General features: G+C 70.8%; 18 protein-coding genes and 1 tRNA gene. 15 read left to right on the forward strand and 4 right to left on the reverse strand.

Translation table 11 applies throughout. The features are described 5' to 3' along the window. Positions 1-28: 28 nt before the first annotated feature. Both E1202_RS12235 and selD read left to right on the forward strand, forming a co-directional pair. Positions 29-123 (forward strand) — tRNA-Sec (locus E1202_RS12235). 28 nt (positions 124-151) lie between these two features. Continuing rightward, complete coding sequence (gene selD / locus E1202_RS12240) at positions 152-1,150, forward strand: selenide, water dikinase SelD (protein WP_207918596.1); 999 nt, start codon at positions 152-154, stop codon at positions 1,148-1,150. 10 nt (positions 1,151-1,160) lie between these two features. Here the strand turns inward: selD and E1202_RS12245 are convergent, their stop codons facing one another. Both E1202_RS12245 and E1202_RS12250 read right to left on the reverse strand, forming a co-directional pair. Further along, a complete protein-coding gene (locus tag E1202_RS12245) occupies positions 1,161-1,904 on the reverse strand; it encodes an SDR family oxidoreductase (protein WP_132683058.1) in 744 nt (247 codons plus the stop codon). A gap of 65 nt (positions 1,905-1,969) precedes the next feature. Continuing rightward, complete coding sequence (locus E1202_RS12250) at positions 1,970-3,292, reverse strand: carboxypeptidase regulatory-like domain-containing protein (protein ID WP_235878160.1); 1,323 nt, start codon at positions 3,290-3,292, stop codon at positions 1,970-1,972. 165 nt (positions 3,293-3,457) lie between these two features. Here E1202_RS12250 and E1202_RS12255 point away from each other — a divergent pair, with 165 nt between their 5' ends. Further along, positions 3,458-4,411, forward strand: coding sequence for a DUF3048 domain-containing protein (locus E1202_RS12255; protein ID WP_132683060.1), 954 nt, complete (start codon positions 3,458-3,460; stop codon positions 4,409-4,411). Here E1202_RS12255 and E1202_RS12260 read toward each other — a convergent pair. Beyond that, the gene (locus tag E1202_RS12260; protein ID WP_235878162.1) at positions 4,408-5,853 is read right to left on the reverse strand and encodes an Nramp family divalent metal transporter; all 1,446 of its coding nucleotides are present in this window, start codon (positions 5,851-5,853) and stop codon (positions 4,408-4,410) included. The genes E1202_RS12255 and E1202_RS12260 overlap by 4 nt on opposite strands. A gap of 206 nt (positions 5,854-6,059) precedes the next feature. Between E1202_RS12260 and E1202_RS12265 the strand changes: the two genes are divergently transcribed. The 9 genes from E1202_RS12265 (at position 6,060) to E1202_RS12305 (ending at position 13,088) form a co-directional block, all read left to right on the forward strand. Beyond that, entirely contained in the window at positions 6,060-6,545 is a 486-nt protein-coding gene (locus E1202_RS12265; protein WP_132683062.1) for an NUDIX domain-containing protein, read from the forward strand. A 116-nt stretch (positions 6,546-6,661) separates the two neighbouring features. Continuing rightward, positions 6,662-7,483 carry a CoA transferase subunit A gene (locus E1202_RS12270; protein ID WP_132683063.1) on the forward strand — a complete coding sequence of 274 codons (822 nt, stop codon included), beginning with the start codon at positions 6,662-6,664 and terminating at the stop codon, positions 7,481-7,483. Beyond that, a complete protein-coding gene (locus tag E1202_RS12275) occupies positions 7,480-8,235 on the forward strand; it encodes a CoA-transferase subunit beta (protein WP_132683065.1) in 756 nt (251 codons plus the stop codon). Before E1202_RS12270 ends, E1202_RS12275 begins: the two co-directional genes overlap by 4 nt. Before the next feature lie 214 nt (positions 8,236-8,449). Further along, positions 8,450-9,202 carry a protocatechuate 3,4-dioxygenase subunit beta gene (gene pcaH, locus E1202_RS12280; protein WP_132683066.1) on the forward strand — a complete coding sequence of 251 codons (753 nt, stop codon included), beginning with the start codon at positions 8,450-8,452 and terminating at the stop codon, positions 9,200-9,202. Then, positions 9,202-9,762 (forward strand): protocatechuate 3,4-dioxygenase subunit alpha, encoded by a 561-nt coding sequence (gene pcaG / locus E1202_RS12285; protein WP_132683068.1) that lies wholly within the window; start codon positions 9,202-9,204, stop codon positions 9,760-9,762. Before pcaH ends, pcaG begins: the two co-directional genes overlap by 1 nt. Before the next feature lie 38 nt (positions 9,763-9,800). Next, positions 9,801-11,117, forward strand: a complete 1,317-nt coding sequence (gene pcaB, locus E1202_RS12290; RefSeq protein ID WP_132683070.1) for a 3-carboxy-cis,cis-muconate cycloisomerase — start codon at positions 9,801-9,803, stop codon at positions 11,115-11,117. Beyond that, entirely contained in the window at positions 11,114-11,872 is a 759-nt protein-coding gene (gene pcaD / locus E1202_RS12295) for a 3-oxoadipate enol-lactonase (RefSeq protein ID WP_132683071.1), read from the forward strand. Before pcaB ends, pcaD begins: the two co-directional genes overlap by 4 nt. Further along, positions 11,869-12,252, forward strand: a complete 384-nt coding sequence (pcaC, locus tag E1202_RS12300) for a 4-carboxymuconolactone decarboxylase (RefSeq protein WP_132683073.1) — start codon at positions 11,869-11,871, stop codon at positions 12,250-12,252. The genes pcaD and pcaC overlap by 4 nt, the downstream gene beginning before the upstream one ends. Positions 12,253-12,287: 35 nt before the next feature. Further along, positions 12,288-13,088 (forward strand): IclR family transcriptional regulator, encoded by an 801-nt coding sequence (locus E1202_RS12305; protein ID WP_132683075.1) that lies wholly within the window; start codon positions 12,288-12,290, stop codon positions 13,086-13,088. 106 nt (positions 13,089-13,194) lie between these two features. On the opposite strand, the gene E1202_RS12310 is transcribed toward E1202_RS12305, so the two are convergent. Then, positions 13,195-13,956: a FadR/GntR family transcriptional regulator gene (locus E1202_RS12310; protein WP_132683076.1), complete on the reverse strand. Its 762-nt coding sequence runs from the start codon at positions 13,954-13,956 to the stop codon at positions 13,195-13,197. 151 nt (positions 13,957-14,107) lie between these two features. On the opposite strand from E1202_RS12310, the gene E1202_RS12315 reads away from it, so the two are divergent. The 3 genes from E1202_RS12315 to E1202_RS12325 are packed head-to-tail and all read left to right on the forward strand — an operon-like array spanning position 14,108 to position 16,919. Continuing rightward, a complete protein-coding gene (locus tag E1202_RS12315; RefSeq protein WP_132683078.1) occupies positions 14,108-14,842 on the forward strand; it encodes a (Fe-S)-binding protein in 735 nt (244 codons plus the stop codon). 17 nt (positions 14,843-14,859) lie between these two features. After that, entirely contained in the window at positions 14,860-16,287 is a 1,428-nt protein-coding gene (locus E1202_RS12320; RefSeq protein WP_132683191.1) for a LutB/LldF family L-lactate oxidation iron-sulfur protein, read from the forward strand. Then, the gene (locus E1202_RS12325) at positions 16,284-16,919 is read left to right on the forward strand and encodes a LutC/YkgG family protein (RefSeq protein ID WP_132683079.1); all 636 of its coding nucleotides are present in this window, start codon (positions 16,284-16,286) and stop codon (positions 16,917-16,919) included. The genes E1202_RS12320 and E1202_RS12325 overlap by 4 nt, the downstream gene beginning before the upstream one ends. Positions 16,920-16,921: the final 2 nt, after the last annotated feature.

Below are 16,921 nucleotides of genomic sequence, written 5' to 3' on the forward strand. Positions count from 1 at the left end.
ATCGCCGTTACCTCCTACAGTGGGCGCCGGAGACGTTCGGGGTCTGGTGGCCCCCACGGCCTTCAAAGCCGATGGCGCCGAGCAACTCGGCGCGGCGGGTTCGATTCCCGTCCGTCTCCGCCAACTTGTTCCCCGACCGCGAGGGATGTCGATGGGCGGGTACCGGCTCACGCAGTACGCGCACGGCGGCGGATGCGCTTGCAAGATCCCGCCGGGCGAGCTGGAGGAGGTCGTCGGCGGCCTGATGCCCGAGGTCGCCGAGCCGAACGCGAAGCTGCTGGTCGGCTTGGGCACCGGTGACGACGCCGCCGTGGTCTGCACCGACGAGGGCGCGGGGATCGTGGTGACCACGGACTTCTTCACTCCCGTGGTCGACGACGCGTTCGACTGGGGGCGGATCGCGGCGGCCAACGCGCTGTCCGATGTGTACGCGATGGGCGCGACACCGCTGCTCGGGGTGAACCTGCTCGGCTGGCCCCGGGACGTGCTGCCCTTCGAACTGGCCGGTGAGGTGCTCCGCGGCGGCTCGGAGATCGCAGCCGCCGCCGGGTGTCACCTGGGCGGCGGGCACAGCGTCGACGATCCGGAACCCAAGTACGGGCTGGCGGTGACCGGTCTGGTGGACCCCGACCGGTTGCTGCGCAACGACGCGGCCCGGCCGGGTCTGCCGCTGACGCTGACCAAACCGCTGGGCATCGGAGTCCTCAACACCCGGCACAAGCAGACCGGCGAGCGGTTCGCCCACGCCGTGGCGACGATGACCGAGCTCAACCGGGACGCCTCGAAGGCGGCGCTGCGCTCCGGCGCGGTCTGCGCCACGGACGTCACCGGTTTCGGCCTCCTCGGGCACCTGTTCAAGACGATGCGCGCCTCGGGCACCGCGGCCGAGCTCGACGTCGCGGCGGTGCCCTACCTGGAGGGCGCCCGAGAAGCCGTGCGCGACGGGTACGTCAGCGGAGGCACCCGCCGCAACCTCGACTGGGTGCGGCCCCACCTGGATCCGGGGGGCACCAGCGCCGAAGACCTCTTCCTGCTCGCCGATGCCCAAACCTCAGGCGGTCTCCTCGTGGTCGGCGAGGTCCCCGGCTCCCCGGTGATCGGCCACGTCCTCCCCGCCCGATCCGACGACATCCGAATCACCCTCCGCTGAACCACGTTCCCTAGCCGCGGCCGATGAAGGGCATGGTGGTGGCGGTGATGGTCATGAACTGGACGTTGGCGTTCAGCGGCAGGCCGGCCATGTAGAGCACGGCGTCGGCGACGTGCTGCGGGTCGAAGGTGGGTTCCGGGCGCACCGATCCGTCGGCCTGGGCGGCGCCGGTGGCGATGCCGGAGGTCATGTCGGTAGCGGCGTTGCCGATGTCGATCTGCCCGCAGGCGATGTCGTGCGCGCGGCCGTCCAGCGAGATCGACTTGGTCAGCCCGGTGATGGCGTGCTTGGTCGTCGTGTAGGCGACGCTGCGCGGGCGGGGCGCGTGCGCGGAGATCGAACCGTTGTTGATGATGCGGCCGCCGCGCGGGTCCTGGTCCTTCATGATGCGGAACGCGTGGTGGGCGCACAGGAACGAGCCGGTCAGGTTCGCCTGCACCACAGCGGTGAAGTCGGCGGCCGAGAGCTCCCCGACGTCACCCGCGGGACCGAACGTGCCTGCGTTGTTGACCAGCAGGTCCAGCCGCCCCCACCGCTCGCGGACGCCGTCGAACAGCGCCGCCACCGAGTCGGGATCGGTGACGTCGGTGGGCATGATCGCCGCGCCCGCCGCATCTCCGGCCGCCTCGGTCAACGGCTCGGCGCGGCGCCCGGCCAGCGCCACCCCGTACCCCTCGGCCAGCAGCGCTCGGGCGATCACCCGCCCCAGTCCCGAACCGGCACCCGTCACGACCGCGACCCGCGTGTTGCTCATGGCCTCATTGTCACCTCCCGCCGTCCGGGTGCGGATCAGCCCCCGCGCCCGGACGGCGGTCTCGGCTACTTCCGCGCCGCCGGGGCGTGCTCGGACGGCAGCTCGAAGTCGTGGCACTCGACCCGCCCCGAGCGGATCCTGACCCGGTCCACGGCGGGTCGCCTGGCCGGGGCCGAGACCACGACCGTCACGAAACCCTCCGGCAGGTCGTGGACCTCGTACTCGCCTGCGGGCGAGGCGACCAGGCGGGCCAGCTGCAGGCCGGACTGGTCGGTGATGGTCAGGACGGCGCCGGGAACCGGGGTTCCCGCGCCGTCGCGCACGGCCCCGGAAAGGACGCGGTTCCTGCGGGGTTTCGGCGCCTCGAACGCCGGGTCCAGCACCACGCCGTCGTCGTCCTCGTGCTCGTAGGTGCCCGCTGCCGTCACCGCCTCCGGGTCGGCCTTGCGCCGCACCCACCACCGGTGGCCGGCGACCAGTGCGATGCCGAAGGCGAACCAGCAGCACAGCCCGAGGATGCCCCGCGCAGCGCCGACGCCGTCGAAGTAGAGGATGCCGCGCATCGCGTCGACCGCCTGCCCGAGCGGCAGAATCCCGTGCAGCGCCTGGAAGAACGGCGGCACCAGTTCCTTCGAGATCGCTCCGCCCGAGGACGGCATGCTCAGCAGCACGAACAGCCCCATCGCCACGCCGGGCAGGAACTGCTTGACGAACGGCACGAGCCCGAACGACGTCCAGCCGACGGCTTGGGTCAGCAGGAAACCGACCAGCAGCAGCGACGGCCGGTGGTAGATCACGCCCATGGCCAGCGCGGCGGTGTAGCAGACGATCGAGGCGAACGCGCCGACCCCGACCAACGCGGCGAGCTTCTGGCGGGTGCGCAGTTCGGCGCGCAGCAGCATCATCACGGTGACGTAAGGCGGGATGTTCATCGCCAGCAGGCAGTAGAGCAGGCCGGTGCCCATCACGTCGCCCGGAGCTGAGGGCGCGAGGTCGGTGAGCACCAGGTGGTGTCCGGTGGCCGCGGCGACCGGGGTGAAGATCTGCTGCAGGATCATCACCAGCGCCGAGCCGTTGGCCTTGGCGTAGAGCAGTTCACCGGTGCCGGGGTCGTACCCGGCGACGGCATCGCGCTGGGTGATGGCCTCGCGCGCACCGGCCTCGTCGGGGACCGGGGTGATGTCGAAGCCGCCGGGCATGCGCGCCTGGAAGGTCGCGGCGAGCTGGTGCGCGGCCTGGTCGCCGACGACCACGACGGCCATGTCGTGGGGTTTCGGGGCGTGCATCGGCAGCAGGTAGCAGAGCATGAACCCGCAGATGAAGAACGCGGGGAACCACAGGGTGCTGACCAGCCTGCGGACCGTCGAGGGCGGCTGTGCCTCGGTCAAAGAACCTCCTTCTTCACGACGCGGGAGAACGGTTGCCCACGGCAACCATTAGCGATGCTAACTTACTTCGCCTCGCACCTCCCCCGGGTTCACGAACTCGATCGAAATGCGAATTCTTTCCAGATCCGTAGTCTCGGACAGCGGGGGAAGGAGTCCGCCAGCACCATGCGCACCCGCTTATGCACGTTCTTCGCCGCGCTGATCACGCTCGCGACCCTCGCTCTGACGGGTTGCCAGCCGACTCCGGCTCCACCCCCACCGCAGGGCGGCGGCACGACCGCCGGCCAGCAGGGCGGCGCAGCACCTCCTGATGGACCGCCGGTGGTGGCGGTCAAGATCGACAACTCGTCCGAGGGGCGCCCACCGGTGGGCATCGACGCGGCGGACGTCGTCTACGTCGAACCCGTCGAGGGCGGGCTGAGCCGGATCCTCGGCATCTTCGCCAGCCACAAGCCCAAGACCGTCGGCCCGGTGCGCAGCGCCCGCGAGACCGACGCCGAGCTCCTCCCGCAGTACGGCAGGCCGACGCTGGCCTACTCGGGCGCGGCGCCTGAGGTGCTGCCGATCATCGCGGCCGCACCGCTGACCGACGCCTCCGACGCCAACGCGCCCGACGCCTACTCCCGCGACGACGCCCGCCCCTCGCCGCACAACCTGTTCGTCGACACGACCAGGCTGCCACCGGCGCAACCGTGGCCCGGCGGGAGCAGGCCGGTGATCGGCGAGGTCCCCAGCGGCGGCGCACCCACCGAGCGCTACGAGGTCCGCTACCCCGCCGCCACCATCGGTTTCTTCTACAACCAACCGTCGCGGCGGTGGATGGTCTCGATGGACGGCGAGCCCTACGCGGCGGTCAACAGCGGCCGGCTCGGCGTCTCGACCGTGATCGTCCAGAAGGTCCGCACCCACGAATCGGCGGTGCGCGACGCCGCGGGAAACCCGTCTCCGGTGGCCGAGAGCATCGGCAGCGGTTCGATGCTGATGCTGCGCGACGGCAAGAGCTTCGAGGGCACCTGGAACCGGCCCTCCCCCGAAGCTCCCACCACCTACACCGACCCAACCGGCGCACCGCTCACGGTGGACGCCGGTCAGGTCTGGGTCGTGCTCAGCCCCGTCTAGAACTGGTCGACGAGCAGGGCGATGGAGAAGTAGCCGTAGAACACCACGGCCACGCACATCATGACCATCCGCCAGCCGCCCAGCCGGATCGAGCGCGGGAGGAACCGGCGGTTGGTGAAGATCAGCAGCATCGAGTAGAGGAACATCACCACGCCGCCCGCCGACGAGGAGATGAGGATCAGCGCCAGCGGTTCCTCGGTGCCCGACAGCAGGATCGCCGAACCGGCGAAGATCATCACCCAGATCACCGCGAAGTAGATGCGACTCTCGGTGACCTTCGTGCTGTCGCGGAAGAAGGTGACCTTGACGGTGTCGGCGGTCAACCGGCTGACCCAGTCCATGATGCCCAGCTGGGTGGAGAACAGCGCGATCGCACCGGCCATCCAGAAGGCGGTCTGGAACCACCCTCCGAAGCGCTGACCGAAGATCTCGCCCTGCGCGCGGATGAAGTCGAAGTCGTCCTCCGGCAGCGGCACGCCGAACACCGTGGCGTAGGCCAGCACCGACATGATCACCAGCGTTCCGCAGCCGAGCAGGAAGAAGGTGCCGAACTGCTCGACGTTGGCGACCTTCCACCAGCCCTTCCAGCGGCGCCGGTTCTCGTCGCTGTCGAGGAACATGTGCCCGGTCCCCGCGGCGGCGGCCTCCTCGCCGGTGAACGGCGAGGTCACGCGCGGCATGTACTGCCCCATGCCCATCTGCTTGTCGCGCGCCCAGTTGCTCTGGACCAGGTTGTTGCCGCCACCGGCCCCGGCGAAGGCGATCGCGCCCAGCAGGGCCGCGATCCCGCCGACCTCCTCCATCGGCGGCAGCTGACCGACGTGGGCGAAGCTCGCGCCGAACGCGGCCCAGTCCGACAGCCCGGTTCCGACGAACAGGGCGACAACGAGGAACACCGCGATTCCGCCGACCAGCACCATCTCGACGCGTTCCACGGTCTTGTAGACCACTTTGGACAGGGTCAGGGCGGCGCCGATGGCCACCATCGCCACGATCGCGATGGGCACCGGAGATCCCGCCCCGGCCACGTAGGTGACGATGGTGGCCGCCCCGGTCGCCCAGCCCGGCCACAGGTTGGGGATGATCGCGATGACGGTGATCAGCACGCCCAGCGGCGGCCAGATCCGGGTGAATCCGGTGACCGCGGTTTCGCCGGTGGCCAGCGTGTACCGCTCGATCTCCATGTTGAGGATGTACTGCATGAAGAAGCCGAGCACGGCCGTCCACATCAGAACGAGCCCGACCTGGCTGGTGATGTAGGGCCACAGCACGAACTCGCCGGAACCGATCGCGGTGGCGGTGAGGATGATGCTGGCCCCGAAGATCTGGCGGAACGTGCGGGGTTCGGGCAGGTCTCGGTACTTGGCCGCGGGAAGGAATCTGCTGGGCAGTTCGCGGGCCACGGCCCCTGCCTCCGGTACCTCTCGATCCTGGATGGCCACGATGCCTCCTGGCTGGAGCGGATTCGGCCGATCAGGTGTAGCAACCCGAACCAGCCCTGTGAACCAGATCACAGAACTTGATCCATCCCGAATGTCCGATTTGAGATCTGTGCGCAGCGGAAACACCCTTTCGAACGCAGGTGCTCACACCGCCCTCTCGGGTAAAGTGATCTTTTCTCCGCACCTCGCCGAAGGGACCCGCACCAATGCCCAAGTTCTCCTGGCACACCGACCCCGTTCCGGCGGGTCTGGCGGTGCGGCAGGTGTACGGGTTCCTCTTCGTGCCCGACGGCAGGCTGCTGATCCGCCTCGACGGCACCAAGCACACGCTGCCCGGCGGACGCCCCGAGCCGGGCGAGATCGCCTACGTCGACATCCTGCGCCGCGAAGCCATGGAAGAGGTCACCGTCGACATCGACGAGCCGCACTACCTCGGCTACCAGTGCGTCAACGACGGCATCTCCCCCTACGCGCAGGTCCGGATGGCCGCGCTGATCTCGTGCGCCTACCCACCCGCGCCGGACCCCGACAGCGGGCGCACCTACCGGCGACTGCTGGTGCACCCGAGCAAGGCCGGCGACCTGCTGGCCTGGGGCGAGACCGGGTACCTGCAGGCCACGGCCGCCGCTGAAGCCGCCGTCGAGATCCTCGGCCTGCCCGCCGACGGACTCCCGGCCACCAGCGAGCTCTGACCCGCCCCCCACACCCTTCAACCAGGCGAAACCGCCCTTGACCTGGCCGCAGTGGGTCCTCTATTGTTCGCACACAGCACACTTGTTCACTATGCGCACAACGAGAGGTGGTCGGGGTGGCACGCATCCTGAGCCTTCGCGAGGCCGTCGCGGAGCTGGTCCACGACGGTGACACGGTGGCGCTGGAGGGCTTCACGCATCTCATCCCGGTCGCCGCCGGTCACGAGATCATCCGGCAACACCGCAAGGACCTGACGCTGATCCGGATGACGCCGGACATCGTCTACGACCAGATGATCGGCGCGGGCTGCGCGCGCAAGCTGGTCTTCTCCTGGGGCGGCAACCCCGGCGTCGGGTCGCTGCACCGCTTCCGCGACGCCATCCAGAACTCCTGGCCGGTACCGCTGGAGATCGAGGAGCACAGCCACGCCGGCATGGCCAACCGCTACGCCGCCGGCGCCTCCGGGCTGCCCTTCGCCGTGCTGCGCGGCTACACCGGGACCGATCTGCCCGGCCAGACCGACACCATCAAGCCCATCGAGTGCCCGTTCACCGGCGAGCGCCTCACGGCCGTGCCCGCGGTGAACCCGGACGTGGGCATCATCCACGCGCAGCGCGCCGACAAGGCGGGCAACGTGCAGATGTGGGGCATCACCGGCGTGCAGAAGGAGACCGTCCTGGCCTCGAAGCGGTCGCTGGTGACCGTCGAGGAGGTCGTCGAGGAGCTCACCCCGGTTCCCGGCGCCGTCGTGCTGCCGCAGTGGGTGGTCACCGCCGTCGCCGAGGTGCCGCGCGGCGCTCACCCCTCCTACGCGCAGGGCTACTACGAGCGCGACAACGAGTACTACCAGGAATGGGACCCGATCGGCCGGGACCGCGAGCGCTTCGAGCAGTGGCTGACGACCGAGGTCCGCGGTGCGGAGAGGAGCGCGCGATGAGCCTGGAGTTCACCTCCGACGAGATGATGACCGTGGGTGCCGCCCGGTCGCTGGACGACGGGGCGAAGTGCTTCGTGGGCATCGGCTTGCCCAGCACTGCCGCGAACCTGGCGCGCCGCACGCACGCGCCGAACCTCGTGCTGATCTACGAGTCGGGAACCCTGGGCACCAAGCCGGACCGGCTGCCGCTGTCCATCGGCGACGGGGTGCTCGCCGACACGGCGGATTCGGTGATCAGCGTCCCGGAGGTCTTCAACTACTGGTTGCAGCCGGGCCGCATCGACATCGGCTTCCTCGGCGGGGCGCAGGTCGACCGCTTCGGCAACATCAACACCACCGTCATCGGCGGCGACTACCGCAACCCCAAGGTGCGCCTGCCCGGCGCGGGCGGTGCCCCCGAGATCGCGGCGTCGTGCCGCGAGGTGCTGATCGTGATGCGGATGAGCCCGCGCAGCTTCGTCGACCGCGTGGACTTCGTGACCTCGCTCGGCTACGGCACCGGCAAGGGCGACCGCGAGGCGCTGGGCCTGCGCGGACGCGGCCCGGTCAAGGTGATCACCGACCTCGGCGTCCTGCGCCCCGACCCGGAGACCTGCGAGCTCACCCTGACCGAGCTCAGCCCCGGCTCCACCGTCGAGCAGGCCAAGGCCGCCGCCGGCTGGGACCTCAAGGTCGCCGACGACCTCGGGACCCAGGATCCGCCCAGTGAAAACGAGCTGGAAGTCCTCCGCGCTCTCAAAGCTACGGTCTAACCCCGAGGCGGGCACCGGAGGTGCTTCCCCTCGCGCCACCTGAGCAACTCGCACCGCCGCGGGTTCTCCGACCTCGCCCCGGGAGGACAGCCGCGGCGAAGTGCACGGGCACGCACGAGTCGCGGCTCCCGGAGCCAGGTGGCGTCGGAGGTTCCCCCACCCGCACCGCCACCGCAACAGGACCACAACGCAGTGAAGTCCAAGGAGCTTTCCCATGACTGTTCATGAGACTCGGTCGGGATCCGGTCTCATCCTGCCGGAGTACGCGTCCGACGATGCCTCGCACGCGCCGCTGGATTCGCCCGAATACCGGTCCTCGACGCTGCGGCACCCCAAGCAGCCGCTGCAGTACCTGCCGCAGTACCTCACCGAGGTCACCGGCCCGCTGCTCGGCCAGGACCGGTGCGGCGCCCACGACGACGACCTGACCACCCAGCACGACGGGGAACCGCTGGGCGAGCGGATCATCGTCTCCGGCAAGGTGCTGGACTCCTCCGGCAAGCCGGTTCCGAACACGCTGGTGGAGATCTGGCAGGCGAACGCGGCGGGGCGCTACCTGCACCAGGGCGACCGGCACCCGGCGCCGCTGGACCCGAACTTCTCCGGCACCGGCCGCTGCATGACCGACGCCGAGGGCAACTACCGGTTCGTCACGATCAAGCCGGGCGCCTACCCGTGGCGCAACCACGACAACGCGTGGCGGCCCGCGCACATCCACTTCTCGCTGTTCGGGCAGGCGTTCACACAGCGGCTGATCACCCAGATGTACTTCCCGGGAGACCCGCTGTTCTCGCAGGACCCGATCTTCAACTCGGTGCGCGACGAGAAGGCGCGGGAGCGGATGATCTCCCGGTTCGACCTGGACTCGACCGAGCCCGAGTGGGCGTTGAGCTACAAGTGGGACATCGTGCTGCGCGGTCCCCAGGCCACGGTGTTCGAGGACGAGGAAGAGGAGGACGACGACTGATGGGCGCTCCCGCCACCACCCCGTCGCAGACGGTCGGCCCGTTCTTCGCGCTGCCGCAGGGCATGCTCTGGGACGACGGCCCCGAACTCGTCCCGGCCGATCGCGAGGGCGCGTTCGTGCTGCGCGGTGTTCTCCGCGACGGCAACGGCGACCCGGTCCCGGACGGCGTGATCGAGATCTGGCAGGCCGACGAGCAGGGCCGCTTCGACCACCCCGACGATCCGCGCCCGGAGCCCTCCGGCTGGCAGGGGTTCGGCCGGTGCGGCACCGACCCGGAGGGCCGCTTCTGGTTCCGCACGGTCAAGCCGGGCCCGCTGCCGACGCCGGCCGGGCAGACCGAGGCGCCGCACATCGACGTCACAGTGCTGGCGCGCGGCATGCTCAACCGCGTGGTGACCCGCGTGTACTTCCCGGACGAGGCGGCCAACGACACCGACCCGGTGCTCTCGGCTGTGCCGGCGCAGCGCCGGGACACGCTGATCGGGGTCGCCGAGGCCGACGGCGTGCGGTTCGACATCCGCCTGCAGGGCGATGGCGAAACGGTGTTCTTCGCGGTCTGATGGTGCCGCGAGTCCACACGGGATCGAGGGAGGCCGGCTTGTTCGGTTCGATGTTCAGCACCCCGGAGGCGACGGCGCGCACCGGCGACGACGCGTGGTTGCAGGCGATGCTGGACTTCGAGTCGGCGCTGGCCGCCGCCCAGGCCGACGCCGGGATCGTATCCGCCGGGGCCGCGGCGGACATCGCCGCGCACTGCCGCGCCGAGGAGTTCGACCCCGCCGCCATCGGTGAGCGCGCGGTGTCCTCGGCGACCCCGGTGATCGCGCTGGTCAAGGACCTCACCGCCCTGGTGGGCCCGGAGTCGCGGCCGCACGTGCACAAGGGCGCGACCAGCCAGGACGTCATCGACACGGCGGCGATGCTGGTGACCCGCGACGTGTTGGGCCTGGTCCTCGACGACCTCCGGTCAGCGGCCCGGGAGTGCGCGCGGTTGGCCGACGAGCACCGGGACACGGTGCTCGTCGCCCGGTCGCTGTTGCAGCAGGCGCTGCCGACGACGTTCGGGCTGCGCTGCGCGGGCTGGCTGACCGCCCTGGACGAGACGATCGCCGGGTTGGAGCGGGTCCCGCTGGCTGTCCAGTTCGGCGGCGCGGCGGGCACTCTCGCCTCGCTGGGAACCGACGGCACCGCGGTGCTGACGGGGCTCTCCGAGCGGCTCGGCCTGGCCGAACCGGTGCTGCCCTGGCACACCGACCGCACCCGCATCGCCGAGCTCGCCGGTGCCCTGGGCGCGGTGTCGGGGGTGCTGGGCAAGATCGCCCTGGACGTGGAGCTGCACGCCCAGACCGAGGTCGGTGAGCTCACCGAGGGCAAGCCGGGTGGTTCCTCGGCCATGCCGCACAAGCAGAACCCGGCCACGTCGGTGCTGATCACCGCCGCGACCCACCGGGTTCCGGGTCTGGTGGCGACGCTGCTGTCGGCGATGCCGCAGGCCTACGAGCGCGCGGCCGGGGCGTGGCAGTCCGAGTGGGAGCCGCTGACCGAGCTGCTGCGGCTGACCGCCGGCGCCGCCCGCCGAACCCGAGAACTCCTGTCGGGCCTGCGCGTCCACCCCGAGCGCATGGCCGCCAACCTCGAACTGACCCGCGGCCTGGTGCTCGCCGAGAACGCCGCGGCCCGGCTGTCCGGCGCGCTCGGCCGCACCGAAGCCCAGGAACTGGTCGCCGAACTGTGCCGCCGCACCGTCGACCGCGGCAGCACTCTGCGGGCCGAACTGCTCGCCGAGCCGAGGGTTCGCGAGGTGCTGTCCGAACAGGACGTCATCGCGGCCACGTCGGCGAGCGACTACCTGGGCGCCGCATCGGATTTCATCGACCGGGCACTGGCCGCACACACCGGATTGGAGAAGCGTTGAACGTCAACCACGAACTGACCGGGCCCGAGGGGGCGCCGGTCGTGGTGCTGTCCAACTCGCTGGGCACCGACATGCGCCTGTGGGACGAGCAGGTCCCGGCGCTGACCGGCAGGTTCCGCGTGCTGCGCTACGACCAGCGCGGGCACGGCGGCACCGAGGGCAAGCCCGGGCCCTACACGCTGGCGCAGCTGGGCGGTGACGTGCTGGAACTGATGGATCGGCTGAACATCTCCGAGGCGCACTTCGCCGGGGTGTCGCTGGGCGGCATGACCGGGATGTGGCTGGCCGAGCACGCGCCCGAGCGCATCGACCGGCTGGCGCTGATCTGCACCTCGGCCGACCTGGGCGGCACCGCGTGGCTCGACCGCGCCGCGACCGTGCGCGCCAACGGCATGTCCGCGATGGTCGAGCCCTCCCTGCCGCGCTGGTTCACCCCTGCCGCTGCCGAGCGCCCCGACGTCCGGGCGAAGTTCGGCGACATGATCACCCGGGCCGACGCCGAGGGGTACGCGGGGTGCTGCGAGGCGATCGCGGGCATGGACATCCTCGACGGCCTGTCCGGCATCACCGCTCCGACCCTGGTGATCGCCGGTGCGGAAGACCCCGCCACTCCCCCGTCGCACGCCGAGCGCATCGCCGCCGGTGTCGCGGGCGCGCGCGTGGAAGTGCTGTCGCCGGCCGCGCACCTGGCCAACGCCGAGCAGCCCGAGGCCGTCAACCGGCTGCTGCTGGAGCACTTCGGAGGAGCCGCATGAGCGACGAAGCCCGGCACGACGCGGGGATGCAGGTGCGGCGCGCCGTTCTCGGCGACGCGCACGTCGACCGCGCCAACGCGCGCAAGACCGAGTTCACCGAGGACTTCCAGGACTTCATCACCCGCTACGCGTGGGGCGAGGTGTGGACCGGCGACGGCGTCGACCGGCCGACGCGCAGCATGCTGACGCTGGCGATCCTGGCCGCGACCGGCTGCGAGGACGAGTTCGCGATGCACGTGCGCGCGGCCCGCCGCAACGGCCTGGAACCGGAGCGGATCAAGGAGGTGCTGATGCACGTGGCGATCTACGCGGGCGTGCCCCGCGCGAACACCGCCTTCGGCATCGCCAATACGATCCTGGCCGAGGAGCAAGCGGAGTAACTTCACCTGGAGCTGCGCCGACGAGGGGATCACCGATGGAGTCCGAGTCCGACACCGGCACCGGGTACGTGCAGTCGCTGGCGCGCGGGCTGCTGGTGATCCGCGCGTTCAACGAGGCCAACCCGGAGATGACGCTGTCGGAGGTCGCCCGCGCGACCGATCTCTCGCGCGCGGCGGCCCGCCGGTTCCTGCACACCCTCGTGCACCTGGGCTACGTGTGGACCGACGGCCGGGTGTTCGCGCTGACCCCGCGGGTGCTGGAGCTGGGCTTCTCCTACCTGTCGAGCGTGTCGCTGCCGGAGATCGCCCAGCCCCACCTGGAGCAGCTGGTCTCCGAGGTGCACGAATCGGCGTCGGTGTCGGTGCTCGACGGCACCGACGTCGTCTACGTCGCGCGCGTTCCCACCTCGCGGATCATGGCGGTCTCGATCAACATCGGCACCCGCTTCCCCGCCTACGCGACCTCGATGGGCAGGGTGATGCTGGCCGATCTGCCCGAGGACAAGCTGCACGCGCACCTCGACCAGATCGACCTCGCGCCGCTGGGCCCGCACACCATCACCACCCGCGCCGAGCTGATCGAGGAGCTGGCGCGCATCCGGGAGCAGGGGTGGGCACTGGTCGACCAGGAGCTGGAGGCCGGCCTGCGCTCGATCGCGGCTCCGATCCGCGACCGCTACGGCCGGGTCGTCGCCGCCGCCAACATCTCCTCGCACGCCAGCCGGACCACGCTCGAGGCCGCGCACGAGGACCTGCTGCCGCCCCTGCTGGACACCACCCGCCGCATCGCCGCCGATCTCGCCGTCTCCCCGCAGTCGCGCGCGGTGGTCCGCTGAACCGGGACGGTTTCGCGGTTGCTGTGCTCAGCGGTGCCGGTAGCAGCACCTGCGGCAGCGCAAGCCGAATCCCGCACCCGCGGTTCCGCCGCACTCCTCACGGCACCTAGGACAGCTCCTGGGCCCAGCCGTGCCGGTAGAAGGCGCGGATGTGGGATTCGGTGAGCTTCTCGGCGGCGTCGGCGTCGGCGTCCCGCAGCGCATGGTGAATCGCGCGGTGGTCGTGGCGCAGTTCCTCGGCGATCGCGTACCAGTCGTCCCCGAGGTCGTCGAACGCCGCCAGCAGCGGTCGCCGCATCGACTCCCGGATGGCGATGGTCATGTCCGCGACGAGCCGGTTCCCGCCGGCTTCGGCGATGCCGACGTGGAACTCGGTGTCGAGGTCGTTGAAGCGGGCGCGGTCGCAGTCGGGTGAGTCCATCTCGTCGAGGAGTTCACCGAGCCTGCGCAGGTCGTCGGGCCGGGCTCGGGTGGCGGCGTGCCGGGCGCTCTCGCGTTCGAGCATGATCCTGGCCCGCACCACGTCGGCGACCGGGAAGTTCGCCAACGCCACGTGCAGTCGCAGCAACCGGGTCAGCGCCTCGCTGGGCAGGGCGGCCACGGTGGTTCCCGAATCGGGCCCGGTGCCGACGTTCATGCGCAGCACGCCCTGGGATTCCAGCGCGCGGAAGGCCTCCCGGACCGCGGCTCGGCTGACGCCGAGCATCTTGGCCAGGTCGCGTTCGGCGGGCAGCCGGTCACCGACCTTCAGCGAACCGGAGACGATCTGCTCCTGGACCCGGTCGATGACCAGCTCGTAGGTGCGGGTGCGCGCGACGGGCCGCCATTCGGCGTCGCCCGCTTCCGCGTCGGATTCGAAGCCGGTCACTCGGGTCCCCTTTACACGCGCCCTCACCGGTGCCTAGGGTACGTCTCCGCTATGGTCGGACCATACAATGGTCAGCAAGTCCGGTGTGGTGGCGCGCGGTGCGCGAGGATGCTCGTGAGCCCAGGACGGAGAGGAACCCGGTGATGCGCGCATGAGGGTGGCACTGTTCGCGACCTGTCTCGGCGACACGCTATTCCCGTCAGCCCCGAAGGCGACCCTGCAGGTCCTGGAGCGGCTCGGCTGCGAGGTGGACTTCCCCGCCGCCCAGACATGCTGCGGTCAGATGCACACCAACACCGGGTACCGGAAGCAGGCGAAGTCCTCGGTGCGGACCTTCGTCGACGCCTTCGCCGGCTACGACGCGATCGTGGCGCCGTCGGGTTCGTGCGTGGCCTCGGTTCGCCACCAGCACGCGCTGGTCGCCGACGGTGACCGCGCGCTGACCCGCGCCGTCGAGCACACCGCGCCGAAGGTGCACGAGCTCTCGGAGTTCCTGGTCGACGTGCTGGGCGTGACCGACGTCGGCGCCTACTTCCCGCACCGCGTCACCTACCACCCCACCTGCCACTCGACGCGGCTGCTGCGGGTCGGGGAACGACCGGTGCGGCTGCTGCGCGCGGTGCGCTCGCTGGACCTGGTGGAGCTGCCCGCGTCCGACCAGTGCTGCGGCTTCGGCGGCACGTTCGCGCTGAAGAACCCCGACGTGTCGGTGGCGATGGGATCGGACAAGGCCCGCCACGTGCGCGAGACCGGCGCGGAGGTGCTGTGCGCGGGCGATTCCTCATGCCTGATGCACATCGGCGGACTGCTGTCCCGCCAGCGCTCCGGAGTCCGGGTGCTGCACCTGGCCGAGATCCTGGCTTCGACGGAAGGAGACCAGCTGTGAGCGCGACTCACCTGGGCATGCCCTCGTTCCCGGACGCGGCCAAGCGCGAGCTCGCGGATTCGCAGCTGCGGCACAACCTGGCCAACGCCACCACCACGATCCGCCGCAAGCGCGCCGATGTCGTCGACGAGCTGGACGACTGGGCGCAGCTGCGCGAATCCGGGGCGGCGATCAAGGCTCAGGCGCTGTCCAACCTGGACACCTACCTGGAGCGGTTCGAGACCGCGGTGACCGAGGCGGGCGGCACGGTGCACTGGGCCCGCGACGCCGAGGAGGCCAACCGGATCGTCACCGAGCTGGTGCAGGCCACCGGCGAGCGCGAGGTCGTCAAGGTCAAGTCGATGGCCACCCAGGAGATCGAGCTCAACGAAGCGCTGGCCGAGGCCGGGATCGACGCGTGGGAGACGGACCTGGCGGAATTGATCGTCCAGTTGGGACACGACACCCCCAGCCACATCCTGGTGCCGGCGATCCACCGCAACCGCGCCGAGATCCGGGAGATCTTCCGCAGCGAGATGGGCAAGGTCGGCACCCCGGCCCCGGAGGACCTGACCGACGAACCCGCACGGCTGGCCGACGCGGCGCGCCGACACCTGCGGGAGAAGTTCCTGCGCGCCAAGGTCGCGATCTCGGGGGCCAACTTCGCGGTCGCCGACACCGGGACCCTGGTGGTCGTGGAGTCCGAGGGCAACGGGCGGATGTGCCTGACGCTGCCGGAGACGCTCATCAGCGTGGTGGGCATCGAGAAGATCGTGCCGAGCTGGCAGGACCTGGAGGTCTTCCTGCAGCTGCTGCCGCGGTCGAGCACCGGCGAGCGGATGAACCCCTACACCTCGACCTGGACCGGCGTGGCCGCCGGTGACGGGCCGCAGGAGTTCCACGTGGTGCTGCTGGACAACGGGCGCACCAACGCGCTGGCCGACGAGGTCGGCAGGCAAGCCCTGCGCTGCATCCGCTGCTCGGCCTGCCTGAACGTGTGCCCGGTCTACGAGCGCACCGGCGGCCACGCCTACGGTTCGGTGTACCCGGGGCCGATCGGCGCGGTGCTGACGCCGCAGCTGCGCGGCACCGCGTCCGAAGTGGACAAGTCCCTGCCGTACGCGTCCTCGCTGTGCGGGGCGTGCTACGACGTGTGCCCGGTGGCCATCGACATCCCGGACCTGCTGGTGCACCTGCGGACTCGCGTCGTGGAGGAGCACTCGGGTGTCCGCGACAAACCGATGGACGCGCTGATGGGCGTGGCCTCGTGGGTGCTGGGCGATGCGAAGCGGCTGGCGGTGGCGCAGAAGCTGGCGTCGTGGAGCCGGAAGGTGATCGGACGCCGCGGCACGATCGGCCGGTTGCCCGCGCCGCTGTCGCGGTGGACCGACGCGCGGGACGCGCCCGCGCCCGCGCAGGAGTCGTTCCGGTCCTGGTGGGAGCGAACCCGAGGAGGCAAGGCATGAGTTCGAATTCGGCCCGCGAGGCCGTGCTGGGCCGGGTTCGCCGGGCGCTGCGCGACGCCGAGCGCACTCCCCTGTCGGCCGTTCCCCGCGACTACCGCACGACCCGTCCGCTGGCGGATCTGGTGGGGTCGTTCTGCGAAGCGGTGGCCGATTACCAGGCCACTGTGGACCGGGTGGCCGCCGACGCCGTCGCACCGGCGATCGCCGCGACCGCGCGCGCGGCGGGAGCGCGTCGGCTGCTCATCCCGGACGGGGCACCACAAGCGTGGTCGGACGCGCTGGGAGAGGAGTTCGAGCTCGTCGACCCGGCGGCCGACACCGCGGCGTTGGAGCAGGTCGACGCGGTGATCACCACAGCCGCGGTGGGCATCGCCTCGACCGGCACGATCGTGCTGGACCACGGTCCGGGACAGGGCCGCCGCGCGGCCACCCTGGTCCCGGACCTGCACATCTGCGTGGTCGCCGAATCCCAGGTCAGCGATGACGTGCCCGCCGCGCTGTCGCGCCTGGACCCGGTCCGCCCGACGACGTTCATCAGCGGGCCCTCGGCCACCAGCGACATCGAGCTCAACCGCGTCGAGGGCGTGCACGGCCCCAGGACGCTCCACGTCCTGGTCCACCCGGACGCCTGACC

Origin of the sequence: Saccharopolyspora karakumensis (assembly GCF_004349225.1) — a bacterium.
GTDB classification, from domain to species: Bacteria; Actinomycetota; Actinomycetes; order Mycobacteriales; family Pseudonocardiaceae; genus Saccharopolyspora; species Saccharopolyspora endophytica.